Genomic DNA, 25,508 nt, shown 5'->3' with positions numbered 1-25,508 from the left:
TTTTAATGGGTGGCAAGTTCTTATAAGTCTTCTTTGGGTAACTCTCTGATCACTCTACATGGGTTACCGACGGCCACGCTATAGGTGGGAATGGATTTTGTCACTACACTGCCTGCCCCGATCACGCTGTTCCGCCCGATCGTGATGCCGGGTAAGACGATCGTTCCACCACCAATCCAAACATTGTCTTCAATGGTGATGGGGAGGGCTTTTGTCCTGAAAAATAAATCCCCCGATCGTTCGTCCCAATCATTCACGAAGCGTTCGTTCGCATTTATCGGGTGCGTAGCCGTATATAATTGTACGTTGGGGGCGATGAGGACGTTATTTCCTATTTTGATAATATTATCGTCTAAAAACGTACAGTTCATATTGATAATGACCTTGTCACCAATAAAGATGTGCTTCCCGCATTCGCAATGGAAATTTATATCAATGCTGGAATACTTGCCAATGCTTCCTAGCATTTGGCGTAAGAGGGCATCTCTTGTAGCGCTGTCGGTTATATTGGTTGCGTTCAAACGAGCGAGTAGGTTTTTCGTCTGAACGATCATTTGCAGGACTTCTTGATCCAGATGGTTGCAATACTCGCCCGCCAAGAACTTTTGATAATTTGTTTCCATAATGATTACAGGGATTTGATACGGTTATTTACATATGTTGAAGTTGTATATAGAAGACGATGAAAAAGGCGATAGTCGCAATCAGGGCGATAGAAGAATATAGACGGAAAGGCTTATCTTGTTTATAGCCTCCATAGGCTAGTCCTATCAAGGCGCACAGTAGTATACCAGTAGGGATGCCGAAGAAGCCTAAAACAATGACGCTAATAAGCATTACCCATCCCATGGCTATTAATATTTTACTTCTGATAGTTCTCATCTTTAGTATCTGTTTAGTTATTGGATATAATAGACAGTTTTAGTGTTGAGAAAATGGAATCTTGGCACGTATCTCTATCCTTTCGGAAGTGATAGGATGCGTAAACGCTAAGTATTCAGCGTGCAGATAGAGCCGTTCCGCCTTTCGTCCGTAAAGCTCGTCGCCAAGGATGGGGCAATGAAGACCTAGGGGATGGGCGGCGTGTACCCGTAGCTGGTGGGTACGTCCGGTTTGGGGATAAAAGGCGATAAGGGTTTTTCCGGAAGTCCGTTCCAATACCCGGTAGCGCGTGAGGGCAGGTTTCCCAAATTCTTCGCTTACGATTTGCCGGGGTCTGTCCAAAGGATCGGGACATAGCGGGAGACGGATCTCACCCTCATCTTGGGGAACTTCACCCTCTAATAAGGCGATATACCTTTTCTGGATGGTTCGGTTCTTGAATTGGGCTTGTAGGTTCTGATGCGCTTCTTTGGTCTTGGCGGCGAGTAGCAAGCCGGATGTCGCCATATCCAAGCGATGTACGATAATTGGACCGGTGGCTTCCGGGTAAAGGATCGATAGCCTTTGATAGACAGAGTCCACATCTCCCTTGCCGGGGACGGAGAGCATACCTTCCGGTTTATTGATGACCAACAAATAGTCATCCTCATAAAGGATATCCAGCTTCGTCTCCCGGTGAGAGTCCGCCAATAACGGATTTTCATCTACCCGCAATCCCTGTAGCATATGATGGAGGATCGGCTCGCATTTTCCTTTGCAAGCCGGATAATAATATCCATGGTGCCGAATCTCCGTCTTGGGAGAATCGCCCCACCAGAACTCTGCCATGGCGATCGGTTCCAACTGATGCTGGTAGGCGTATTGTAAGAGTTTAGGGGCGGCGCACTCACCCGCTCCGGCAGGCGGCGTACCTTGTGAGGTAGGAGCGAACAGTTCGCATAAGTCCTTCACCTCGCCCCGGGCGTTCAGGATTCGGAATTGTTCGAACAACTTGCGTTGCAAGGCCGCCGACCGTCGCTTGCGTTCTTGCTTCAGTTGCTCGATCTCCTGCTCAAGCCGATCCACCTTAGCTTGATCCTCCTCCAGTATAGACCGCAATGATTTCTTGGTTAGCTTGTGAGCGGCTTTCATGTGTTGGCTCTCTTTAATAAGAAGTGCGGTCTCTTCTTCCGTGAGAGGGAATTGCCGAAGTCGGTCGCGCTCCTCTTTCCTCTTTTTCATCAAGTCTTTTGCGGCCTGTAATACGAAATCGCAGTATTCGATCGTGCTTTGTAACCTCGACCGTGCGTCTTCGAGAGCTGGAGAGGCTTGCTGGGTTCGGATACGGGCATTGATCTCATTGATCTGCTCCTCCTCTTGCCGGAAGAAACCATCCGGTTGTAATAGGTCATAGATCGGGGGGACGAAGAAAGGATGTACATTCTTCCCCGCTAGGTTACCGGAGAACGCAGCCAGATAGCCGACCTCTCCGGCGGGAGTACGAACCACCAATACGCCGAACATTTTTCCGGTTTGTAACTCTTCCCGCCATTCGGTTCGTTCTTTCAGGTATGCCTGCGTCTCCTCAGCCGCTATTACGCATAGAGGATGCGGTGTATAGTGAAAAGGATACGTGAATCGTTCCGGTAAGGGGATCGATTGTATCGGTTGGGCAAACGTGTGAAACTTAGATTCCATCATTCATTTTTTAATAGACAATAAGCGTAAACGGCCGGTGCCGTAGGATCTCCCTCTTGATACAATCCCGGACGGGAGATACGATCCCATTGGATCAACGACCGGGTCTCTTTCGCGGAGAGAGCTTCGCCGACGATCTCGTTCCATGCTTGTCCGTCCTTACTCCAGTAGAACGTGCTATGCGTACCGTCGGTCACTTTCATCTGTAGATATAAAGGCGAGGCGGGAAGAGGAAGATCGGCCAATTGATGTTCTTTCCCCTCTAAGATATATTTCAATATCAAACGGTCTCCTGCGCATCCGCAGGTGATTAGGTTATTTGCGTCTCCGTACATCGTGATTCCTTTCCAACTGTCATTCCGGTTTACGATCGCTGTTTCCAACGTGTAATTCGGGGAGGTTGGGCGTAAACAAAGTGCCGCTCCGGTCTTTACGCCGGGTTTCGGTGTTCCGGATAGAGATAGTTTACCGTTCTTGATCTCGGTCTTGACATCCGTGTAAGGATAGTTCCAACTCCATTCGGGACGCAAGGTCGCACCGGTGAAATCATCCGAGAAATCGAATACCGGCACTTGTGCGGACTCGGCAAATGGCATGGGTTGCGTGCGGCTCGCGTATTCCCCGGTTACGAAGTGAGGCCAATGATCCTCACCCATTCTCACCTCTTGCAGGTAAGGTTGGCGACCTTGGTAGAAGCCGCTTCCCGGCTGGTAAGCGTGGCATAGGTAATACATGCGTCCGTCCGGTGTAGTCGTAATCGTTCCGTGACCGATGGAGAGAACCTCCTTGCTTCCGTGCAAGATCGGGTTTCCTAGGTATTTCTCGTAAGGACCTTCCAGCTTCTTCGAGCGAGCCACGGATACGGCGTAATCGCTCTGCGGGCCGCAACAGTCTCTCACGGAGTAGATGATATAGTAATATCCGTCTTTCTTGAACCAATGCTGACCTTCCATACCTTGACGCTCATCGTCACGCAGCAGGCTGAAAGGCTTTCCGTCTAGGCGAAGCCCATCGTCCGTCAACTTACAGGCCAATAACTCTATGGGTTGGTTATCCAATCCATAAGCCTTCCAACTGATGTAAAGTTTGCCTTTATCCTCCAAGATAAATGCGTCTATCGCTTCCTTCCCGAACTCTACCACCGGGCCGTGATCCTTGAACTTGCCCGTAGGTGAATCCGCCACGGCAACACCGATGCACGAGATGTTATCCGATTGCTTCCGGGCCGTATAATAGACATATACCTTCCCTTTATGCTGATACCATTCCGGAGCCCAGAAAGAGGACTTAGTCCATTCCGGCTTCTCGTCGAATACATGTCCGGTTTGCTGCCAGTTCACCAGATCGGTAGAAGTGAAAACCGGATAATAGGGGGCCCATTCCGAGGAGGTGCCGGTGATATAGTAAGTCTGATCGATCCGAATAATGGAAGGATCAGCTACGTCACCGTGGATCACGGGATTGGTAAAATAGGATTCTTGTTGCGCTAGTCCTGTGGCCAAGGAGGCGGCACAGAAGAATAGTGTGAAAATCTTTCTCATGTTTTATCGTATTTTTTTTAAGATGTTCTTACGTACGGTTCGCAAAGAGATTTGTAGTAAATCGGGTTCCGCCAGATCGAGTAGTGTCTTATACTCCTGTAATAGCTCTGGAATGGGACGGCATAACTCATATCCCAGTTTCATGCAAAGCGTTTGCACACCGGGTAATTCCTTCGCTGAAAGCATCCGGTCTAGGCAGAAGTTCAGGAAATCCACCCGTGGGGGATTCGCTTGAGGCTGTCGTAAAAGCAAATTCAATAGAAGACGTCGTTTACCGGGATGCTTGCAGACCAGAATCTCGTTTATCAATTCATCTTGTTTATCGTATAGCCATTTATTCTCATCTGCGGAAAAATGGCTACAGGCCCATAACGCTTGATAACCGATGGTCTCGTCCGGATCGAAGATCAAACCGTATAGTTCCGATTTCCGTTTCTGGCTTCCTTGCACATATCGCAATATCTCATGGATATCCTCTATGTGGATGCGGTCAGATAATCTCTCTCTTAAATCCATTTACAACATTGAATCTTATATCTTTCGATCTTTTATGCCGTAAAGTTATAGTCTTTTTAGCAAACTTTCTCTAATTCTCTTACTTTTGTTCCCATTCGTTTCATCGGCGTATACTTCATCCCATGCGTCACCTGCTCCTCACAGACAGGCTCGAATCCGAGCTTTCTGTAGATGGGGATTGCGTAAGAAGAGGAGTTAACCGTCATTTCTGATACGGGCTGATTTAAGATCGCGGTCTTGAACAATTGTTTACCGATTCCTCTTCTATGATAAGACGGTTTGATAAAGAATAAGGAGATATGTTTTCCCTCGTTTTTTGTCGCGATTACGCCAATTAAAGACTCTCCATCGAAGGCTCCGTAGAAGGTTAATTCATTTACTAGTTGCTTATTATAAATGAAATTCTTGAAAGTTTCCAGCCCCTCTTCATCGAAATCCTTTCTTCCGCATTCGATGAAAACGTCCAGAGATAAGTCTAATGCCTTATCGTATTCATTTGCCGGTAATTGTCGAATTTCCATAGATATGTTATTCTTTTTGATTCTCTTCTAGTTTCTTATCTGCTACCAATTCAAAATGATGCGCATCAATGAATTGTCCGTTTTTGTAACAAGCCTTTCTGAAAATGCCGGTCTTCCTGAATCCAGCTTTTTCTAATACTCGCATGGAGGCCGGATTATATTCGTAGACCGTGGCGAATATACGAATAACCTCCGTATGCGCGAAATAATACTGGATGGCCTCGGTTAACGCATCCGAAACAATTCCTTGATTCCAGTATTTCTCACTAATCCAATAACCCACTTCCGCATTGAAACGCTCTACGTCCGTACCTCTCACAAAACCAATGTTACCAATAGCCTCGCCACCAACCGTAATACAAAAATCCGATATATCTGTTTTCTCCTGCGCTTGTTTGATGAAGAAGCGGGCATTCCCTTTTGTATAAGGATAAGGTAATCCATCCCGGCAGTTATCCCAGATTTTCTTATTGTTCAAATGGAAGGCTAGGGATTCGGTGTCTTGATCTTCCCAGCTCTTGAGCGTATATAAATCCTTTATTACTACAATCATAAGATGTTGTTTTTACGGGATAAGGACGGATTCTCAAGATAATAGCACAGGTGGTCATATATTTGCCCATTATACATTAACTCCGCTTGGTGAAGCAGCCCTTCGTATATAAATCCATTTTTCTGTAATACACGTTGTGAACGTTGATTATGAGGATAGCAATTGGCCGTGATCAAATGTAAACCCATTTGGGTGAATCCGTAATTCAATACGCTCTTCACTGCCTCGCTCATGAAGCCTTGTCCCCAGTATTTCTCATCCAGCCAATATCCCAGCATGCGGGCATGCGGATTCTCCCGCTTTGGATCGGGAATGATGCCAATGGAGCCAATGACTTGTTTTGTCTCTTTTGATACGATAGCCCAAACCCCTTCTTTCCCGATAAAAATGGCATTTAGAACATCGATTGTCTCCTCGATCGTTTCGAGAGGTTTCCATCCTGCGTTATTGCCTAGGTTTGGATTCTTACAGCTCTCAAAAACATCAGGAGCATCGCTTTCGCTGAAAGGACGGAGCACAAGACGGTTGGTTTCTATATTCGATGTTTGTGTCATATACGGATGTTTATTTAGTCGAGATAGATCATTTTCTTGGTCATCCCACCGTCAATCGTAATATTCTCGCCATTAATGAAATCGTTTTCCTCTTGACAGAGAAATAAGCACATACGGGCGATATCCTCCGGCTTGCCCACCCGTCCGGATGGATGTTGAGCATGATCCTCCGGACGAAGCTGGTCGTAATTGTTATTCTGTATCCAACCGGGAGCGATAGAGTTTACCGTGATATGCCATTCCGAGAGCGATAAGGCCAACGCATGCGTCAAAGAATAGATACCTCCTTTAGAGGCGGCGTAACCCTCGCTACCGGGTTCACTCATCAAGTAACGGGTAGAGCAGATGTTGATAATCCTGCCGTATGGATTGGGGGTCTCGAGAGATTGCCGATGGAGCGCTAATCGCCGGGAAGTGATGAACGCGGGACGTAGGTTTATGGATAATATCTTATCAAAATCCTCTACACTCGTTTCCGTGATGGATGAGAACTGGCTGATACCCGCGTTATTGATGATGATATCGATATCGCCCCATTCCTCGATGATCTTTTGCAGGCAATCCTCCAATGCGGTCTTATCGCTAACGTCCACGGGAAAGAATTGAGTTCCGGTTTGTAATGCGGTCTCTTTTCCTGATGCTTCGTTTTTATCACAGAACGCTACTCGATGGCCGGCTCCCCTGAACGTTCTCACGATGGCTTTTCCGATCCCCTCGGCCCCACCGGTAATGAAGACTCTTCTTGTTTTATGGAGTGTCTTCGTATTGTGACTGGTTCTTGTCCCGGAGGTTTTCCGGACTTGATATTGCTCGTATTTTTTTTCCAAATAGTTGTCTGCCATGATCCATTATTAGTTGAAAGAACAAATATAGTGTTTAACTAAATAGGTTGTGCGCTTGTTTATAAGGTAAAGATCATTTAGAATCATGAAAATAGCGATTAGCGGTGCGAGTGGATACATAGGACAGCATCTTACTCTTTTTTTCACGGAAAAGGGTGATGAGGTGGTTCCTTTAGGAAGGAACCTGTTCAAGGAGGAGAATTTCGATGAGCTATGCCATCGTGTGGAATCGTGTGATGTGGTCATTAATCTGGCGGGTGCTTCCATTAATAAGCGCTGGACAAAAGCGTATAAGCAAGAATTATATGATAGTAGAATCCGGACAACCCATCAGTTGGTAAATGCCATAAATACCCGGGATATTCTCCCAAAGTTGTTTATATCAACTTCTGCCGTAGGCTATTATCCCACATCCGGAGAATATGACGAATATAACAATCGGCAAGGTGAGGATTTCTTGGCCCGGTTATGTGGCGCATGGGAAAAGGAAGCGCGGGCGTGTTTGCCGGATGTGCGGCTTGTGATTGCCCGGTTCGGGGTCGTACTCTCGGAGGATGGCGGGGCATTGAGACAGATGCTTCATTTGCAACGTCTCTCCCGGATAGGTGTGGTGATAGGCGATGGCCAACAGAGTTTTCCGTGGATCAGCGTGCATGATTTGTGCCGCTCTTTTGATTTTATGATACAAAATAGTACGTTGAGAGGAGTGGTCAATCTTGTCTCTCCGCAATGCATCACCCAAAAGCAACTGGCATATGCGCTGGCGAGAGCGGATGGAACCCGTTGGGTTATGCCTTTGCCTACATTCATTTTCCGACTGATGTTCGGTGAAGGAGCCTCGTTTGTAACGGAGGGGCAAACGGTTCATCCTACGAAATTATTGGAGTCTGGTTTTACATATGATTATCCGACAATAGAAAAGCTTATGAATATAACAGATCATCGTACCGTGCAGGCACTGGATGTCCGCCGGTATATGGGACGGTGGTATGAGATCGCCCGTTACGAGAATCATTTCGAGAAAGGTATGACGGATGTTACGGCTACTTATACATTGCGATCGGATGGAAGAATCCGTGTGGAAAACGAGGGGTTTAAAGATGGAATCCATAAAAAAGCAGTAGGCCGGGCGAAACAGCCAGAACCAGAAAATAGCCCGGGTAAATTGAAAGTCGCTTTCTTTTTATGGTTCTATTCAGATTATTATATCTTCGAACTCGACGAACATTATCAGTATGTTGTGGTAGGCAGCAGTTCTGACAAGTATCTCTGGATTTTGAGTCGTGATAAATCCTTGCCGGAAGCGGTTATGGAAGATTTGCTTGGCAAGATAATGAAACGAGGATATGATATCTCTAAATTGGTTTATAACAGAATTTGATTACATAGTTTCCAAAATTAGTATTGATAGTAATCTAGGCTACTATCAATACTAATTGCTATTACCCTGTCATTTATTTCAATTGTTTTCCATCGGAAAAGGCATTTCCTACCTTTTCGCCCACTCTCAAATAGTCGTTGTTGAATGGATCAAAGATGATGGGAGCGGCTTTAGCTACATTCACCTTGCCGTTCTCATCAAGTACACGCTCGTCAACACTGACATTTACGATCTCGCCACGGAGTATGCAAGTATCCGGATCGTAATCTTTCAATTTACATTCGATAGCCACGGCCAATTCGTCGATCAACGGAGCATCTACGAAGTCTGATTTTGTAGCGTGAAATCCTGCTTTGGCAAACTTGTCGGTAACTTTATTGCCCGACACGATACCTACATAATCACAAGCCACGACATGATCGGCATCTGCCATGCTTACCGTGAAAGCTCTACGCTTCAGGATATTCTTAACTGTCTTGTGACCGGCGCTAAGACACATGCTGATCTCATTCATCTCACTGATACCGCCCCAAGCGGCGTTCATCGCATCGGGAGTTCCATCTTCTCCATACGTGGCGATAATAAATACGGGTTGCGGATAGCTCAAAGGCTTCGCACCAAAATTCTTTCTCATAATCATTTATTTTTTAGTCCAATTCTTGATATCTTCTTCTGTCGCTCCGTTCATCAACTTCCCTTTTTGCCAGTTCACATCCGGATAGGCTTTCCGCAATTCACTCTCTGCGTTCGAGATATTGCTGCTGCCTGATGTGGCGAATGGGATAACGGTTTTGCCCGAGAGATCGTATTTCTCCAAAAAGGTGTTGATGAGTCTTGGAGCTTGATTCCACCAGATGGGAAATCCTAGGTAAACGGTGTCATACTCCGCTAGGTTCTTCAAATCATCGATAATGGCCGGTCGTGATGTCGGATCGTCCATCTCTACGCTGCTGCGTGAGGATTTATCCCGCCAGTTCAGATCGGCGGAGGTATAGCTTTTCTCAGGTTGGATCTTGTGAAGATCACCACTGACAATAGACGCGACTTGTTGGGCCGCTTTTTCAGTATTTCCCGTTGCCGAGAAGTAAGCCACTAAAACTTTTGTCCCTTCGGCAGCCTTTTGCGCATAAGAGGCGATACATACCATTGAGACCATGACCATGAATAATACGATTCGTTTCATACTTCTTGAATTTTTGTTGTTTTTATATTCATTACGAGAATGCTATGTATTTATGGCGATAAAGATAGGAGAGAAAAATGAAACAGTTTGTACCCAAATTACTGATATATCTGATATTTTTGGCGATACGATCCTTATCTTTGTAAGGCGATTAACTAAAAGAAGAAAATATCATGCTAGCGTACACTTATATTGAACAAGGGAAATTTGAATTGCGGGAGAAACCGATGCCGGAAATAAAGGATTCACGGGACACTATCGTACGAGTGACTTTGGGTAGCATTTGTTCTAGCGATCTTCATATTAAACACGGTAGCGTACCACGTGCGGTACCCGGAATAACCGTTGGGCATGAGATGGTTGGTGTGGTGGAAAAGGTGGGTGCCGATGTTACTGCAGTCAAGCCGGGTGACAGGGTGACCGTGAATGTCGAGACCTTTTGCGGAGAGTGTTTCTTCTGCCGGCGTGGATATGTCAATAATTGTACCGATCCCAATGGCGGTTGGGCGTTGGGCTGTCGTATCGATGGGGGGCAGGCGGAGTATGTCCGGGTTCCTTATGCGGATCGAGGCTTGAATCGTATCCCAGATACGGTCAGTGATGAGCAGGCTTTGCTGGTCGGTGATGTGTTAGCGACAGGTTTTTGGGCTGCCCGCATCTCGGAGGTCTCAGAGGAGGATACGGTTCTCATTATTGGCGCTGGTCCTACGGGGATCTGTACTTTGTTGTGCGTGTTGTTGAAGAAGCCACGACGTATTATTGTTTGCGAGAAGTCTCCGGAAAGGGCCCGGTTCGTTCGTCAGCGTTATCCAGAAGTCTTGGTGACAGATCCCAAAAACTGTAAGGAATTTGTTCTTCGTAACAGCGATCATGGCGGTGCGGATGTCGTATTGGAGGTCGCGGGGAGTGAGGATACCTTCCGCTTGGCATGGGATTGTGCCCGTCCGAACGCCATTGTCACCATCGTAGCCCTCTATGATAAACCTCAGCTTCTTCCTTTGCCAGACATGTATGGCAAGAACTTGACGTTCAAGACTGGTGGGGTGGATGGCTGCGATTGCGCCGAGATTCTTAACCTAATAGAAGAAGGTAAGATAGACACGACGCCTCTTATTACCCATAAGTTTCCATTGAACGAGATTGAGGAGGCTTACCGTATCTTCGAAAACAGGTTGGATGGGGTTATAAAGGTGGCGATTGAGGGGAATCTCATCAAACCTGTCTTTGTTTTGCCGCATACACTTTGATTCTCTCCTCGCAACATTGTCGTGTGATATCCCGGAGCAGTTCTACTTTGGGGATAAGCGCCTCGATATCTTCTTTAGTGACGCGGAAGTGTAAATTATAACGAGCCTGAACGTATGCGTCCTGCAGCAAATCGAAAAGTCGTTTTTCTTCTTCCGTATCCCGGGGAAAGGCTTCGGATGACTCTAGGGAATGCGTTTTGGCTCTGCCGGATAACGTTATTAGGCTATGCTCTTTGGGACTATACAATGTAAAAGTCAAGATTATGCTGTTGTAATAATTCTCACAAGCTTGATGCAAATGAAAAGAACATATTTTATATCTCTCGTCGTTTTTGTCATACATTGCATTTCGTAAAAAATCATTCGCACGTTCAAACCTGTCGTTGTAATACTCCTCCGCCAACTCTTTTATCTCCCGATAGTTCAGTTTACGACGGCGGGCCAACTTATAACGGCCGCTGTTGTAAAGCATGATACCTTCTCGCTTGATATCGGTATAGAAATATCGGTTTTTATCGATGGCTTTATTCAAGTCGTCGATGCTTTCGTCTATAAATTGTACGGTGGTGGATGCGTATCTGTTCTTCCCTTTGTAGTAATTATCGGTGGCTTTACTCAAGATGTGATTGATAATATATCTTTGGAAACGGGTACTGGTAACTACCAAAATATCATAATCGCTCATAAAACAGGTGCGGATACCGTATTCGATGCGTTGGTCGTAGTCAACGTATGTATTCCGGGCATAACTTCCGTAGAGAATGATCATCTCACAATCGGGAAGTACTTCCAGTACGCACTCTACAATTCTTCTGAGGTCATCCCGTTTCTGTTCGGGAAGGTAATTGATGGATGTTTTCATTCTTCGTTTATCTATGCAAATTGTTTGTAATCACTTTTTACTTTCAATGAACATTGTTCTGTCCCGATAGCCTTTACGATAGCTAAAAGCGGTGCGCTGAACTGTTCGGTTAGCTTGTTCGGTACTTGTTCGGTCGACTTGTTCGGTTGGCTGTTGTGGGGTCATGATTTTCTCCCATCATTAAGTTTCTGAAAAATGCGATCAAGAAACTCATATCCGGTTCAACGTCTTTTCGCACATTTCTATAATTCGCACGAACCAGCGCATTGCGAAAGTACCAAGAGTTGTCGGCAAACAGATCATTGTTCACGTCAAAACCGATGCTACGCAAATGCTTTATAGCTGTATCTTTTAAATAATCGGATGTTTGCAAGCCATCTACAGCTTGTAAACCAATGGCTGTTTTCCAAGCTGAAGCCTTTTCTTTTTTGTCGGGCTCACTACCACGGATGTATGATTCGAAATCTATGTCCATATGTATCCAATCATGATTATAAACAGGCAATAAAGATATAAAATATCCTGCTATGTGATAGTGAAAAGATGAAGAAGTTGTATTGGCTCGGTCTTTTACGTATTATGAGTTTCCTGTAACATTGAATTTATAAAAATATCTACAATATCTACCACTCTATTATATACTTTTTGTAAATGAGAGTATTATCTGTTGGTTGTAGATCTCCAAACATCTACAATTATTATTCAATATCTACCACTTATTATTGATTTTCATACAATTTTCTTTTCGTGTGAAGGAAAAAAGTGTTATATTTGAGGAATACTGAAAATCTAAAAGATATGATAGAAAAACTCGATTACGCTATGGTGCCGACAGGCTTTGTACATTGTTTTAATGAAAATTGTAAGAACGCCAACCGCTGCTTGCGGCATCAAATCGTCCGTTTTATCCCCGATACGCTTTGGGCGGTGAGCATCGTGAATCCCGCACGTACCAGTCCTACCGGAAAGTGTGCGGCTTTCATGGCGGATACTCCCGTGCAATACGCTGTCGGCATGGATCACCTATTAGACCAGATACCTTATCTGGAGGCGAAACGCATCAAGCAACGTCTGTTGATGACATACGGTAAGAATAAGTTTTATCAGTTTAAGCGCAAGGAAAGAACCTTCTCGCCCGAAGACCAACAGTATATCCGTCAGGTCTTTCGGGCGTACGGAGTAGAGGATGAACCAGTCTTTGATGCTTGGCAGAGTGGCTATCGATGGACGAAGGGATAAGAGCTGATAAGAGTTTCCCTTAGGAGAACAAATAGTTTCTCTTAGGGAAAACAAAAGTTTCTCCTAGAGGAAACAAAAGTTTCTTTAGGAAGAAACAAAAGTTTTATTAGGGGAAAACTTTAGTTTTTCTATAGGAAAAACTGTAAGCATAAGTTATTCAACTTCTTAAATAATATATTAGACATGAAAATAACCAAGCAAACAGCCTATCGACATACCGTCGCACAACGGGCGATGCGTATGGAGGAGATCGTGGCATGGGTAAAGGATGAGCGGACGAGGGATAAGCTTGCGCTCTTTCGAGAGAAATTAAGGCGGGCTTATCCCGACAAACGGTATCCGTTTACCCGGAAATTACCTCAGTTGCTCTTTGCCGGAACTTTTCGAAAAGGCGAGTTGAAGGAGTATAATGGCTGGATTTTGCTGGAGATCAATCGATTGAAGAGCATAGAAGAGGCTTTGTCCTTGAAACAAAAAATAGTGGAATATCCGCAGACACTGTTCGCTATGATCGGCTCTAGCGGACGGAGCGTGAAGTTCGTGGTGGCTTATACCTATCCCGACGGGTCGCTTCCCCGTTCGCGTACGGATGCCGAGGTTTTTCATGCGCACGCTTACCGACATGCGCTCAAGACGTATGAGCCTCGCCTTTCTTATCCCATCGAGCTGAAACGTCCGGTGCTGGAGATGGGTTGTCGCCTCAGTTATGATGCCGATGTGTATTACAATCCGGACGCTCTTTCCATTCATCTGGAGCAGCCTGTGGCTATGCCCGACGAAAGCGCCTACCAGGAACGGTTCGAAAAACGGGTGCCGGTACCGGTAGAGAGTGCCGGGCAGACGCTTTATGACCAATACCGTTACGTTGCCATCCAATATGAATTCGCTTTGCAGCGGGCTTTGGAGGAACATGGAAGTTTGAGCATAAAGGTGGATTTCAAACCTTTGTTGGTCACTCTTGGAAGACTTTGTTTCGCGGCTGGGGTAGAAGAGGAGGATTGTGTGAAGTGGACGATGCTTTATTGGGGGAATCTGATCTCGGAAGTGGAGATCCGGGAGACCTTGAGGCAGTCGTATCGGTTAGCCTCCGATTCGGACTTTGGTTGTACGTCCCTTTACAAGCCGGAGCAACTACAGAGCTTGAAAATGGAGGAGTTTATGAACCGTCGTTACGATTTCCGGTACAATCTGATGTCTGGCGGACCGGAATATCGGGAGAAAAACACCTTCTGTTTTGACTATCGTCCCGTGACGGATCGTGTGTTGAACAGTATCGCTTTGAATGCCCAGAAAGAAGGATTGCAGCTATGGGACAGGGATGTACGGCGTTTTGTCTTTTCAGATCGCATCCCGGACTATGCGCCTATCGAGGACTATTTGACCCGCTTGCCCGTGTGGGATGGCAAGGATCGCATCCGTCCGCTGGCCGCACGCATCCCTTGCGACAACGTACGGTGGGAACAGTTGTTTTACACTTGGTTCCTGTCGATGGTAGCGCACTGGCAGGGACGTGACAAACAGCATGGCAACAGCCTTTCCCCGCTCTTGGTGGGCGGGCAGGGGTGCGGGAAGTCCACGTTCTGCTTCAACCTGTTGCCACCGGACTTGAATAAGTATTACACGGACAGCATCGATTTCAGCAAGAAGCGGGATGCCGAGCTGTATCTTACCCGTTTCGGATTGATCAATATTGATGAGTTCGACCAAGTGAGCGCGAGGCATCAAGGCTTCTTGAAGCATCTGTTGCAGAAGCCGGTCGTAAATGTGCGCAAGCCTCATGCCACGCAGGTGGAATCGGTGAAACGTTATGCTTCCTTTATCGCTACGAGCAACCATACGGATTTGCTGGGCGATCCTTCCGGCAGCCGCCGTTTCATTTGTATCGAGGTGAAAGGGATGATAGACAATGCCCAGCCTATCGATTATCTCCAGCTCTATGCGCAAGCGGTTGCCGCCTTGAATAATAACGAGCGTTATTGGCTGACGCATGAGGAAGAGGTTTCGCAGATGCAAGCGAACGAGGCGTTTCAACAACGTCCTTTGTTTGAGGATCTGTTTTTTCAATATTATCGTCCCGCTTCGCATAAGGAGGAAGGTTTGAAGATCTCTGCCGGAGAGATCTACCTATCGCTGCAAAAAAAGAGCGGCGTAAAACTTCCGATGAGCAATGTCTCCGTCTTTGGTCGTTTCTTGAAAAAGATAGGGCTTAAGACGCAGTTAGCGAGTAGGGGACGGTTGTATTTAGTGGTCGAAAAGTAGTAAATGGTGGTAGATGTAAGTTGTTGGTGGTAGATGTTTATTATCTACCACCATTAGATAAGTGATTTATCCCACTTCTGGATCTTCCCAAACACCTGTTTTGTTCATTCGATAGCTTCTCTCTATCTTTTGGGAAGAGTCTGCCTCCAGCGCATAGAGTATTTCACGACAGAACTCCAGAGTGGCAAATCCGTTGGCGGTTACAATGTTTCCGGCTCTGACAGCCAGTTCATCCATATAAAGATTTTCACCTGTATAATTAACCCCCGCAAATTGTTTGAGGTAATCCAATCCGTTGCTGGTATGATTTACATGGTTCAAGAAACCGTGCCTGCCAAGAAAGACGGAGGCGTTACAAATTCCGGCCACCAGCCTCTTCTTCTCTATGGCCTCTTTAACCAGAGGGACAATGGTTTCGGCTTCCGGAGTGAACCAGCTCATGCCACCTATTAATACGATTCCTGCATAATCGGCCGGAATGTCATGGATCCCATAGTCGGGCAGCACCTTGAACCCTCCGATCGATACAACCGGCTCTTTCCTGACAGATACGGTTTTAACTATATATTTGCTTTCACTTCCGGGCTCAACACCTAAATTGAGGTTGGGAGCGATATAAGCCCCTTCCCAATCGGCAAAGTCTTTTAACAAGACGAATAGAATTTCTTTTTTCATTATTTATTGTATTTATCGAAGTTATACTTCTTTCTAATCTCGTTTTGCTCGTCAGGCGAAAGAGATTTGCGATCGATACTTATTTATCCTTTACGATCTCATGGAGTATAGCCACCTTTTCTTGCTCGGCCTTTAACAATCGCTCGTAAAGCTCAACTATTTTATCAACGGGATTGAATGTCAGATGGAGAGACTATAATTCTCTATTTAGGGTTTAATTATTCCAATGAACTCTCCGATAACTTTAAATTCATTACAGTCCACATTATCGATTGAAATAGATTTATAGTCCTTGTTTTTGGGCTCAAGAACTATTTTTTCGTGTTCCCATTCTCCAGTTTCAGAATATTTCTTTAGGCTGGTATAAGTTTTAATAGAATAATTACCTACGTTATCGCCATCATAGAAGTTTATGTGCTGGGTTAAAACTATTTTTCCTTGTCTACTACCAACAGGGTTTGCTCTGAACACGCAATAATCTCCATCATGAATTGTTGGTTCCATTGAATTACCTTTGGCTTGTACAACAAACATATTTTTGTCTAATTTTCCCAGATTTGATACTTTTATCCATCCTAATTTATTTACTTCATCACCCTCTCCAAAATAGCCACATGCTGCTTGAATTGTATATAATGGAAGATATTCGGAAAATTGGTCTTCTGGTATAATATCTTCACAGATCTCGATTGTTTTAACTTTTTCTGTAAATAATAGCTTCTCTGTATTATGCTTAATAACAGGAAAAAACTGTTTTAAATAATTCCTTAAGGAGTCATTACATACGTAAATATATGTACCTTCCAGACCTCTTTCTAAGATAGTTGTATAGATGTTCTTTATGTAAGCAAGTAGAATGGAATCATTCTCTATTCCCATTTTTCCCTTGTTGTCTTTATATCTCTTTTTATAAATAAAAATACGATTCTTTTCATTATCATAATCAATTTCTGGTCCTAGAATAATACCTGCATAATTAAGATCGAATCCTTGAGTTGTATGGATACAGCCAATTTCATTGATTGAGTTTGGGGAATTGATCCAATCTGTATCTGTTCTGTTCCATATATATTTATAACCATTAATCTCTATGTCAAATAGATTCTCTTTTATTATTGAGCTTAATGATTTTCCTTTTGTTTTCCAATCCCAAGCATATCCTGCTATATTTCTGCAAAGTCCGACTTCCTTATTTTTCTTTTTTATCTCAGATATCATGTCGTCAACATCTTCATATAATTTCAGATCATATTCTTTAAAAGTAATTTTTAACTTTTGTTTGCAATTTAAAATATTCTGGATATATTGAATATAATCATTTCCTCCTTTACAACGAAGTTGAGAAGTCAGTTTATACTTGTAATTATGTTTATTTTGAAGTAGAAGAAAAAATCTTTCAGGATCAACATCTGTTGGTTTGATGGATTGTCCTGAATCATAGAAGAAAAATTGATATTTGCTCTTTTTTAAGATCCAATCAAGCTCCGTCCCTTTCTTCCCTAATCCTAAAATCTCATTCTTATGATCAAAAGCTTTATAGTCTCCGGGGCTAGCTAAACCATATCGTTGTCTTAATCTATGAGATTCATCAATAATCAGAATATCATATTTGTCTTGTGAATTAGCGACATCTGCGGGACTAAGAACCATATTGGGACTTAATCCTTTAATACCTTTGAATACCTTTTTTAATGTCTTACGAAAATTTTGCATAGGGACAACATATCCCATTTTTAAATTATAATTGAGCCCATTTGCGATTAAGTTAAGGTCTTCTTCCAAATTATTTTCCTCTATAGCCCAATTAGTCTCATTTTGAGCATCTACTAAAAGTTTTAATAAAAAGATACCTAAAATGGACTTTCCTGTTCCTGCTCCACCATCAATAATGGATATTCGGGGAATACCATTGGATAGGTCTGTTTTCAATCTTTCGATTATTTGGTATGTTATCTTATATTGTTCTTCTGTTAATGTCTTATATGGAGAATATTTAAACAAATCACTATTTTCAATGATTCTAATATCTTGAGTAACTATATTGTGTTTTTTTAAAATTTGCCAAATGTACTTGAATTCTTTTTGGTATTCCTCTCGTTGATAGTAATGGTGAAAATGTTGACCTCCATTTCCATTTTGTAACTGATATTTACCATCAGAGGCAATATATTTGATAAGAAAAGCTTCAAGATCTAAAATTACGGATTTATTAAAAGCAGGATTGTGGATAATATGAATGCTTTTAAGTTTTTTTCGTTTTGGATTATTCCAATGCTGATTTATGCGATTACATATATTAGTTGTTTCTCCAATATATGCCAACCTTTTTCCTTTATCTTCTATTATATATACAACAGGCCATTTGTCTCCGAATGTTGATTCTTTCAATTCGGAAAAAGTCTTTTTATTAAAAATGTAATCTGTTATTGTTGTGTGATAATTTCTAATCATAATTCGCTATATTTCTTTGCACAGCCTTTTGCTTTGTCTATAGGATACTTTTCTGCGTTTCTTTTTAGTTTAGTTAAGACGATGTCTTTAATGTCTAAATTATATTTATAAGCAATTAAGAAAGCATAGTTAATGATGTCTGCTAGTTCCTCTTTTATTTTATCTATTTTAACATCTTCTGCGCTTTTCCATAAAAATGCTTCGTTTAGCTCAGAGGCTTCAATAGAAAGAGCAAGAGCTAAATCTTTGCCATTATGGAACTGATCCCAATCTCTATCTTCTGAGAATTGAACGATTTGTTCCATGATCTCGTTTATGTCAGATTCTTTGCTTTGCATACTTTATCCTTTTGGGTTCAATAATGACAAAGTTAGAAAAACTATTGAAATAATAAAAAAGGAAATCTTAAATAGTTTTAGATGTGATGTGGAGAAGTTTATATTATAATTAATAGATTTCTTCTGTATTTTATTTGCCGATGCAAGCATACATAGCTGCTTGAATGATAGATTGTTGCAATTTAATCGGTAGAAAAGTTGTTTTTGAGCCTCCTTGACTTGTTTTGAAGGCTGTATTACACTCTTTTCCCAGTGAATCAGAACTGCGAGGAAGTATTGCATCCTCAATGAAGTTCACCTGTTTCCTATCCAGTTACAAAGGTACAAAATTCTGGGATGTTTTCGCCGATAATGTCAACTAAATGCAAGATATTTTCACGGATATTGCATGCTGACCAAAAGAAATATTCAGTTGAAGCCTTTTTTCTTTTCTTCCCCTCTGTTTGACTTAACTTTATTGCCCGTGTATATAATAACGGCCATTAAAGTCAAGTTGAGAGTGGAGTTATATCTTTTTCTTTTGGCAAGCAAAAAATCAGTTATTGGAATTTTTCGAATGAACTGAAAAATTTAAGCCCCAACATATCATATAATATACAAATAGGAACGTTTTTAGTTACTATATGATATATTGAGGCTTTAAAACGTATTGCTGACGAGCTCATGCCTTTCACAAGACAAGGAACTTGCCCGGATCAAATCCGTTGGCGATATGTTCGTTCTCAAAAACATATCCCATTTGATTGCAAACGACATTTGTTCCGTTTATCTCAGCATTAATGTTGGTATGTGAATGCCCATAAATCCATGCGTCAATGCGACTGTCGGCAATAAGCCCACTCAGTTCAGTTGCAAATGCACTATTCAGCACTGAACCTTTATGGTGATGGGCGACGACCTCCAATGTGGGAAGATGATGTGTTACTACCACAATGTGCTTTGCGGTGCTTTCAGTTAGACTATGCTTGATGAAATCCAAGCAGAATTCATGCATCTGATTAAACTCCTCAGTTTGGAGCAATTTACCATTATACATTATCTGCCGAAAGTCGTTCATGCCTTTCCATATAAAATACTCGTCAGAAGGAGAAATCTGAGACCACAAAGTGCTCATGATAAAATCGGTATCATCAATCTTTACTACTTGATTCTGGTAATATCCTACATTCTTCTTGAACATCCAATTCCATTGCAGTCCCTTACCCATCACATCACAATAATTGTAATACTCATGGTTTCCGGGCACAATGAGCACTTGCCGATAATTTGCAGATGCCCATTTCCAAAAATTGCTCAAAGGTGCAACCTTGTTTTTCAAATAGAATATATCTCCGGCAAGAACCAGAACATCGCCAGTTACAGGTAATTCATTATGTTTCATCCACCTGCTGTTATCGCTGAATTCCAAATGCAGGTCGCTCATATATTGTATCTTCATAATCTTTTGTTTATTAATATTTTGTATAAATCAGTTCATAATTCTTTGAATTTGATTCATTGCCAATAATACCCTCCAAGAAAGAAAATTTATTATATAGGAATTGGTAGTGTTCAAGTTCTTCTTCCTCAAAGTCTATGTTCTCATAGCTGTTGTCTATCTCCTTGTTGATTTTATCGTACAAATCGACGGTCGTTTTGGCTATTCGTACTTCCAACTTGGCAATATCTTCTTTATTCTTAGCAATAGCCTTTTTGCAATTTTCGATTTCTTCTTTATAAAAGCATAAAACCTCCTCAAGAAGGACGTTTGTCAGCACACTTGGAGATGGGCTACATGGAAGCACAGTCAATTCACGACTTGGGGTAGTAGTAAGATAAAACAATTTACACCCCAAAGACTTTGTAACCTGTTTGTTATATTCATCGACTTTCATCAAATCTTCTTTAGATTGACTTTGGCATTCTTCATGAGACGGATGCTCTTTCTTTTTCAACAAAGGCATGTCTTTGTGTCTTAAATAGACCGTTGTATATTCACTCATACATAACCCTCCTTTTTTATTTCTTATGAAATTGCTCTACTTGTTTTTCAATCATCCTTTTTACCTGTTCAAATGATATGGGTGTAAAGTTATTGTTATCAACCCCTACATCGTATTGCGTCGGATAGAGATACTGAAGCCGGGCAGCGTCAATTCCAGTGTTGTTCTTCCTTGTATGTACGTGTCCGAACAGTTGCCACACATCTTTGTAACCGCCATCAAAGCATAGGAAAGGATAATGGTTCAAATATATCCTTTGTTTACCGACCTCTATGTGCATCTGCATTGCCACATGTTCAAATCTGTCAATGTAGCCTTGACGTATATTCTTCAAATCATGATTGCCCATAATCAGATATATCTTTCCGTTCAATCTATCCAGCATTTTAGTCCACTCAGCCGAACCGCTAAGACAGAAATCACCTAAGTGAAAAACAATATCATACTGTCCGACAGTATTATTCCAATTGGATATGATTGTTTCATTCATCATTTCCACATCCTTAAACGGCCTGTTGCAGAAACGAATGATATTCCCATGATAAAAATGGGTATCAGATGTAAAGAACACCTTGCTGCCATCAAATTTATAGTTCATTTCTTCTCAATTTATGTGCATCACTGCACGTTAATAATCTGGTTACCAACAGCCCATCAGACGGAAATGGCAGAAGAGCATCATAAAGGCGACTGTCACAAATGGGCATACAAACAAAATAGTTGGAAAGTTTGGTAAGGACTCTCCAACTATTCAGTTTCTATTCTCTCAAAGTACAATAATGTACTCGCTATGTTCGTTGGAAAGTATTTACTAAACGAGGTTCAATACGTGAAACATGAACACTCGACACAGATTCAGTGCGTTTATTGCTCTGAATTGCGGTTGTTATAGATAATATGTTCATTCTGTTTCTTTGCATTGTTAATGTTTATATTGTCTCAAAAGCAATGCAAAATTAGCAAATATCGCTGGAAAAATCGAACAAAACCAGCAGATTAACGCAATAAGAATTGAGATTTAAGCAGTTAGGAGAAAATCACGGAAGTTGGGAAAAGTGTTGAAAACCGTTTCAAAGCGGATTGCAGCAGGAAAACGGTTTCCTATTCGTTACCCGTTGGAAATGCAGATTTAACAATCTCCGTTTTATTTGCGCCGTTCTGCGTAGGTTTGCTTGTCAAGGTTTAACTCGTTGATTTATAGTTTTGCAACCAAAAAAAAAGACGAGTATGGCAAGAAGCACATTTCGCGTGCTGTTCTATGCGAACGGCAGCAAGGAGAAGAACGGAATTGTCCCCATCATGGGACGGGTTACAATCAACGGGACGGTGGCGCAGTTCAGTTGCAAGCGGAGCATCTCAAAGACGCTTTGGGATGCTAAGGGCAACTGTGCCAAAGGGAAGAGCGTGGAGGTAAGGGAAACGAACCTTGCGCTCGACAACATCAAGGCGCAAATCATCAAGCACTACCAGCGCATATCCGACCGCGAGGCGTATGTCACGGCAGAAATGGTGCGTAACGCTTATCAAGGCATAGGTTGCGAGTATGAAACGATACTCGGTGCGTTTGACAAGGAGAACGCCAAGTTCTTGAAGCGTGTCGGCAAAGACCGCTGCATGGGGTCTTACCGTGTAATGGTACGTTCAAGGAACTATGTGGCGGCGTTTATCAAGTCGTTCTACAAGCGCAACGACATGTCGATGCTGGAACTTATCCCCGACTTTATCAAAGAGTTTTCTGTATTCCTCACAACGGAGCAAGGGCTTAAAAACGCGACTGTATGGTTGGCGTGCATGTGGGTCAAGACTATCGTTTCACGGGCGCATTACAACGGTCTGATACCGAGAAACCCGTTTGCGCAGTTCCGTATTACTCCCAACGTAAAGGAAAGGGAATATCTTACGGAGGGAGAAATCCGACAGCTAATCGAACATGAGTTTACCGATGCAACGCTCGCTTTCACTCGTGACCTTTTCGTCTTTGCCTGCTTCACCGCACTCAGCTTTGCAGACATCAGGGAACTGACCACGGACGATATTATGGACGTAAACGGCGAGAAGTGGATTATTTCCAAGCGACACAAGACAGGCGTACCGTTCCAAGTGAAGCTGCTGGATATTCCATTGTAGATAATCGGGAAGTACAGACCGTTCCAAAAAGACAATTCAGTTTTCGGTGAAATCAACTATTGGAGCATCTGCAAAAAGCTGAAGAATGTCATCCGTGAGTGCAACATAAACAAGCAAATCAGCTTTCATGTTACCCGTCACACGTTCGGAACATTAGCCCTTAGCAAGGGTATGCCGATTGAAAGCGTGAGCCGTGTTTTGGGACACACAAATATCAAGACCACACAGATTTACGCAAAGATAACCACGCAGAAGTTGGGTAACGATTTGACGGCTTTCGGTAACCAGCTGAACCGGACTTTCGGTAACATCAAAGTGGCAGGAGTATGAAACGGACAACAATCACGATGGACAAGTACGGTAGGGTTACCGTACCGTCCGATGCCGCCAGCGTATGGATGAGCGAAATGGAATTGGTGAAACTTTTCGATGTAATTGCCCCGACACTCCGTGCCGCCATACGAGCCGTGTACAAGAGCGGAGTGTTGCCCCCTTATGAGGTGGAAAAACGTACCAAGATGCCCAACGGATATTATTTGGAAACTTATTCCCTCCCTATGGTCGTGGCACTTGCTTTCCGAATTGATACACCGAGTGCGTCAAGTGTACGCAATGCCATTTTAGAAAGACTGTGCTTGCGAAAAGAAAAGCAAATGCTATGGGTATCATTAAGCAACAGACAGCCGTGTAAATGTTAGCAGATACGGTCATGCGGCAATACGCCCGTGCGGTCACACAATTCCGTCAGTCCGAAGAAGTGCGGTTTTGCTTCTTCGGGCTTTTTCTTTTCGCCTTTCGATGGCTGATATTACCCGTTCCACTGCATTTTCTTATCCGTCAGTTCCTTTTGCGCCGTTCTGCATCGTTTTACGTATCAAAGTTTTAACCGCCCTGCCGTAGCTTTGCACCCATGTTTAATCCGCTTGCCGACAATATGTTGTCGGCACTAGAATCTTATTGAAAACATGGAGAAAAAAGAAGAATTTATCCGAGTAGGCACCACGCTCTACAAGATTGTGGACCAGCCCCGCATTGACGGCGGCTATGTGAGGAAACGCATCGCATGGAACTCCGAGACCCTGCGGCAGGACTACGGCAAGGACTATATGGCGGGCATCCCCAAGTATGACGGCTTCTGCACCGTACCCGACCATGTGGGCTACAAGCCCGTAGTCGGCAAGTTCCTCAACCTCTACGAACCGATAAGCCACCGACCGCAGGAGGGGGATTTCCCCTGCATCCGCTCGTTGGTGGAACACATCTTCGGCGAACAGTACGGGCTGGGCATGGACTATCTGCAACTGCTCTACCTCTATCCCATTCAGAAGCTGCCCATCCTGTTGCTCGTGTCCGAAGAAAGGAACACGGGCAAGAGCACGTTCCTGAACTTCCTGAAAGCCATTTTCCAAAACAACGTGACGTTCAACACCAACGAGGACTTCCGCAGCCAGTTCAACTCCGACTGGGCAGGCAAGCTGCTTATCATGGTGGACGAGGTGCTGCTCAACCGCCGAGAAGACAGCGAACGGTTGAAGAACCTCAGCACCACGCTTTCCTACAAGGTGGAGGCGAAAGGCAAAGACCGTGACGAGATAGGTTTCTTCGCCAAGTTCGTGTTGTGTTCCAACAACGAGCACCTGCCTGTCATCATTGACGCTGGGGAAACACGCTATTGGGTGCGGAAGATTGTGCCGTTACAGAATGACGATACCGACTTTCTGCAAAAGTTGAAAGCGGAGATACCCGCTTTCCTGCATTTCCTACAACACAGACAGCTATCCACCGGGAAGGAGAGCCGCATGTGGTTCAACCCGAAGCTGCTGGAGACGGATGCCCTGCAGAAGATAATCCGGAGCAACCGCAACCGGCTGGAGATTGAGATGGCAGAACTGCTGCTTGATATCATGGCGAAGATGGAGGTGGAAACGGTGTCCTTTTGTTTGAACGACATCATTCCCTTGCTAGTCTGCTCGCAAGTCAGGGTGGAGAAATCGCAGGTACGGAAAGTGGTGCAGGAGTGCTGGAAGCTGACACCTGCACCCAACGGTCTTACCTACACCGCCTACCAATACGGCGGCAATGACCGTTACCAGACCCGAAGAAGTGCGGGCAGGTATTATACCGTCACGAAAGAACTGCTGGAAAAGCTTTGATATTCTGTTGAATTGTTGAATAAGGGTAATAAAGTATTGATATATAAGAATATGCAACCTCAACAGACCGCCAACAACACACAACGGCTGATGAAAAGAAGAAGCAACGGCATATCACTCCGACCTCATTTTTTCTTTTCGCATCCGTTTGTTGGGTAGCACGCTTTTGTTGAGAGATTGTTTAGAGTGTATTTTGTAATATATCAGGTTATTACATATCAAATTCAACAGTTCAACGCTTTTTCACCCCTCAACAAGTCCACCGGGAAAATGGCAGGGATAAACACCGCCATCCGCAGGCTGGTCGGACGGACTTCCATCCTGCCGACCGAAAAGGGAAAGCCCTCATTGCTGGCGAAAAAAGAAAGGCATCCGACAGCCGCCGACACCGCCGCAGGCTTTTGGGAAACAAAAAGCCATAGCTCATTAGGGCGTTTTCTTCACGCACCGCTTCGCTCATGCTAAAAACACCCTAATGAGCCAGAGGGGTGTAACCCCTCTGGACACCCCCGTTTGCCCCGTGCG

At 43.7% G+C, this 25,508-nt stretch carries 26 protein-coding genes and 2 pseudogenes; 8 read left to right on the top strand and 20 right to left on the bottom strand.

Features of this window, described 5'->3' with window-relative positions:
- Positions 1–20: 20 nt before the first annotated feature.
- Genes CI960_RS17305 through CI960_RS17265 form a run of 9 tightly spaced genes read right to left on the bottom strand, consistent with a single transcriptional unit; the run spans position 21 to position 7,086 of the window.
- A complete protein-coding gene (locus tag CI960_RS17305; protein WP_005854288.1) occupies positions 21–623 on the bottom strand; it encodes a sugar O-acetyltransferase in 603 nt (200 codons plus the stop codon).
- 28 nt (positions 624–651) lie between these two features.
- Positions 652–882 (bottom strand): hypothetical protein, encoded by a 231-nt coding sequence (locus CI960_RS17300; RefSeq protein WP_005854290.1) that lies wholly within the window; start codon positions 880–882, stop codon positions 652–654.
- A gap of 39 nt (positions 883–921) precedes the next feature.
- Positions 922–2,559, bottom strand: a complete 1,638-nt coding sequence (locus tag CI960_RS17295) for an RluA family pseudouridine synthase (protein ID WP_057317517.1) — start codon at positions 2,557–2,559, stop codon at positions 922–924.
- Positions 2,559–4,100 carry a family 43 glycosylhydrolase gene (locus CI960_RS17290; RefSeq protein WP_005854293.1) on the bottom strand — a complete coding sequence of 514 codons (1,542 nt, stop codon included), beginning with the start codon at positions 4,098–4,100 and terminating at the stop codon, positions 2,559–2,561. Before CI960_RS17290 ends, CI960_RS17295 begins: the two co-directional genes overlap by 1 nt.
- Before the next feature lie 3 nt (positions 4,101–4,103).
- On the bottom strand, positions 4,104–4,616 hold the full coding sequence (locus CI960_RS17285) for a hypothetical protein (protein WP_005854295.1): 513 nt from the start codon (positions 4,614–4,616) through the stop codon (positions 4,104–4,106).
- Between the two features lie 56 nt (positions 4,617–4,672).
- Positions 4,673–5,137: a GNAT family N-acetyltransferase gene (locus CI960_RS17280; protein WP_005854297.1), complete on the bottom strand. Its 465-nt coding sequence runs from the start codon at positions 5,135–5,137 to the stop codon at positions 4,673–4,675.
- Positions 5,138–5,144: 7 nt separating this feature from the next.
- Complete coding sequence (locus CI960_RS17275; protein WP_005854299.1) at positions 5,145–5,690, bottom strand: GNAT family N-acetyltransferase; 546 nt, start codon at positions 5,688–5,690, stop codon at positions 5,145–5,147.
- Positions 5,687–6,244, bottom strand: coding sequence for a GNAT family N-acetyltransferase (locus CI960_RS17270; RefSeq protein WP_005854301.1), 558 nt, complete (start codon positions 6,242–6,244; stop codon positions 5,687–5,689). The genes CI960_RS17275 and CI960_RS17270 overlap by 4 nt, the downstream gene beginning before the upstream one ends.
- A gap of 14 nt (positions 6,245–6,258) precedes the next feature.
- Positions 6,259–7,086, bottom strand: a complete 828-nt coding sequence (locus tag CI960_RS17265; protein ID WP_005854308.1) for an SDR family NAD(P)-dependent oxidoreductase — start codon at positions 7,084–7,086, stop codon at positions 6,259–6,261.
- An 85-nt stretch (positions 7,087–7,171) separates the two neighbouring features.
- On the opposite strand from CI960_RS17265, the gene CI960_RS17260 reads away from it, so the two are divergent.
- Positions 7,172–8,467 (top strand): TIGR01777 family oxidoreductase, encoded by a 1,296-nt coding sequence (locus CI960_RS17260; protein WP_005854310.1) that lies wholly within the window; start codon positions 7,172–7,174, stop codon positions 8,465–8,467.
- A 73-nt stretch (positions 8,468–8,540) separates the two neighbouring features.
- On the opposite strand, the gene CI960_RS17255 is transcribed toward CI960_RS17260, so the two are convergent.
- The gene (locus CI960_RS17255; RefSeq protein ID WP_005854312.1) at positions 8,541–9,101 is read right to left on the bottom strand and encodes a flavin reductase family protein; all 561 of its coding nucleotides are present in this window, start codon (positions 9,099–9,101) and stop codon (positions 8,541–8,543) included.
- Positions 9,102–9,107: 6 nt separating this feature from the next.
- Positions 9,108–9,650 carry a flavodoxin gene (locus CI960_RS17250; RefSeq protein WP_005854315.1) on the bottom strand — a complete coding sequence of 181 codons (543 nt, stop codon included), beginning with the start codon at positions 9,648–9,650 and terminating at the stop codon, positions 9,108–9,110.
- A 173-nt stretch (positions 9,651–9,823) separates the two neighbouring features.
- On the opposite strand from CI960_RS17250, the gene CI960_RS17240 reads away from it, so the two are divergent.
- Positions 9,824–10,897 carry an alcohol dehydrogenase gene (locus CI960_RS17240; RefSeq protein ID WP_005854316.1) on the top strand — a complete coding sequence of 358 codons (1,074 nt, stop codon included), beginning with the start codon at positions 9,824–9,826 and terminating at the stop codon, positions 10,895–10,897.
- On the opposite strand, the gene CI960_RS17235 is transcribed toward CI960_RS17240, so the two are convergent.
- Both CI960_RS17235 and CI960_RS17230 read right to left on the bottom strand, forming a co-directional pair.
- Positions 10,863–11,759 (bottom strand): HEPN domain-containing protein, encoded by an 897-nt coding sequence (locus CI960_RS17235; protein ID WP_005854317.1) that lies wholly within the window; start codon positions 11,757–11,759, stop codon positions 10,863–10,865. The genes CI960_RS17240 and CI960_RS17235 overlap by 35 nt on opposite strands.
- Before the next feature lie 109 nt (positions 11,760–11,868).
- Positions 11,869–12,234: a hypothetical protein gene (locus CI960_RS17230; RefSeq protein ID WP_005854318.1), complete on the bottom strand. Its 366-nt coding sequence runs from the start codon at positions 12,232–12,234 to the stop codon at positions 11,869–11,871.
- Positions 12,235–12,557: 323 nt separating this feature from the next.
- Between CI960_RS17230 and CI960_RS17225 the strand changes: the two genes are divergently transcribed.
- Positions 12,558–12,998 (top strand): DUF6078 family protein, encoded by a 441-nt coding sequence (locus CI960_RS17225; protein ID WP_008773634.1) that lies wholly within the window; start codon positions 12,558–12,560, stop codon positions 12,996–12,998.
- 183 nt (positions 12,999–13,181) lie between these two features.
- Complete coding sequence (locus tag CI960_RS17220) at positions 13,182–15,257, top strand: BT4734/BF3469 family protein (protein ID WP_005854320.1); 2,076 nt, start codon at positions 13,182–13,184, stop codon at positions 15,255–15,257.
- A 66-nt stretch (positions 15,258–15,323) separates the two neighbouring features.
- Here CI960_RS17220 and CI960_RS17215 read toward each other — a convergent pair whose 3' ends face one another.
- The 7 genes and pseudogenes from CI960_RS17215 to CI960_RS17180 form a co-directional block, all read right to left on the bottom strand.
- On the bottom strand, positions 15,324–15,932 hold the full coding sequence (locus CI960_RS17215) for a type 1 glutamine amidotransferase family protein (RefSeq protein WP_005854321.1): 609 nt from the start codon (positions 15,930–15,932) through the stop codon (positions 15,324–15,326).
- 79 nt (positions 15,933–16,011) lie between these two features.
- Positions 16,012–16,113 (bottom strand): annotated as a pseudogene (locus CI960_RS23720) (XRE family transcriptional regulator); the annotation flags it as partial.
- Positions 16,114–16,139: 26 nt separating this feature from the next.
- A complete protein-coding gene (locus CI960_RS17205; protein ID WP_005854322.1) occupies positions 16,140–18,383 on the bottom strand; it encodes a DNA/RNA helicase domain-containing protein in 2,244 nt (747 codons plus the stop codon).
- Positions 18,380–18,721 carry a nucleotide pyrophosphohydrolase gene (locus CI960_RS17200; protein ID WP_005854323.1) on the bottom strand — a complete coding sequence of 114 codons (342 nt, stop codon included), beginning with the start codon at positions 18,719–18,721 and terminating at the stop codon, positions 18,380–18,382. The genes CI960_RS17205 and CI960_RS17200 overlap by 4 nt, the downstream gene beginning before the upstream one ends.
- A gap of 670 nt (positions 18,722–19,391) precedes the next feature.
- Positions 19,392–20,159: a metallophosphoesterase gene (locus CI960_RS17190; RefSeq protein WP_005854334.1), complete on the bottom strand. Its 768-nt coding sequence runs from the start codon at positions 20,157–20,159 to the stop codon at positions 19,392–19,394.
- Between the two features lie 13 nt (positions 20,160–20,172).
- The gene (locus CI960_RS17185) at positions 20,173–20,703 is read right to left on the bottom strand and encodes a hypothetical protein (RefSeq protein WP_005854335.1); all 531 of its coding nucleotides are present in this window, start codon (positions 20,701–20,703) and stop codon (positions 20,173–20,175) included.
- A 16-nt stretch (positions 20,704–20,719) separates the two neighbouring features.
- Entirely contained in the window at positions 20,720–21,301 is a 582-nt protein-coding gene (locus tag CI960_RS17180; RefSeq protein WP_005854336.1) for a metallophosphoesterase, read from the bottom strand.
- A 629-nt stretch (positions 21,302–21,930) separates the two neighbouring features.
- On the opposite strand from CI960_RS17180, the pseudogene CI960_RS17175 reads away from it, so the two are divergent.
- The 4 genes and pseudogenes from CI960_RS17175 to CI960_RS23250 all read left to right on the top strand — a co-directional run bounded on the left by CI960_RS17175 (position 21,931) and on the right by CI960_RS23250 (position 25,448).
- Positions 21,931–23,160, top strand: a pseudogene (locus CI960_RS17175) (tyrosine-type recombinase/integrase).
- On the top strand, positions 23,157–23,528 hold the full coding sequence (locus CI960_RS17170) for a hypothetical protein (protein WP_005857826.1): 372 nt from the start codon (positions 23,157–23,159) through the stop codon (positions 23,526–23,528). Before CI960_RS17175 ends, CI960_RS17170 begins: the two are co-directional and overlap by 4 nt.
- 267 nt (positions 23,529–23,795) lie before the next feature.
- Entirely contained in the window at positions 23,796–24,983 is a 1,188-nt protein-coding gene (locus tag CI960_RS17165) for a primase-helicase family protein (RefSeq protein WP_005857823.1), read from the top strand.
- A gap of 270 nt (positions 24,984–25,253) precedes the next feature.
- The gene (locus CI960_RS23250) at positions 25,254–25,448 is read left to right on the top strand and encodes a hypothetical protein (RefSeq protein ID WP_147331321.1); all 195 of its coding nucleotides are present in this window, start codon (positions 25,254–25,256) and stop codon (positions 25,446–25,448) included.
- Positions 25,449–25,508 lie beyond the last annotated feature (60 nt).

The sequence above is a fragment of the Parabacteroides sp. CT06 genome (assembly GCF_002257605.1).
Classification (GTDB): Bacteria; Bacteroidota; Bacteroidia; order Bacteroidales; family Tannerellaceae; genus Parabacteroides; species Parabacteroides distasonis.
The sequence above is the reverse complement of the archived record's forward strand: the minus strand, read 5'-3'. Positions and strand labels throughout refer to the sequence as shown.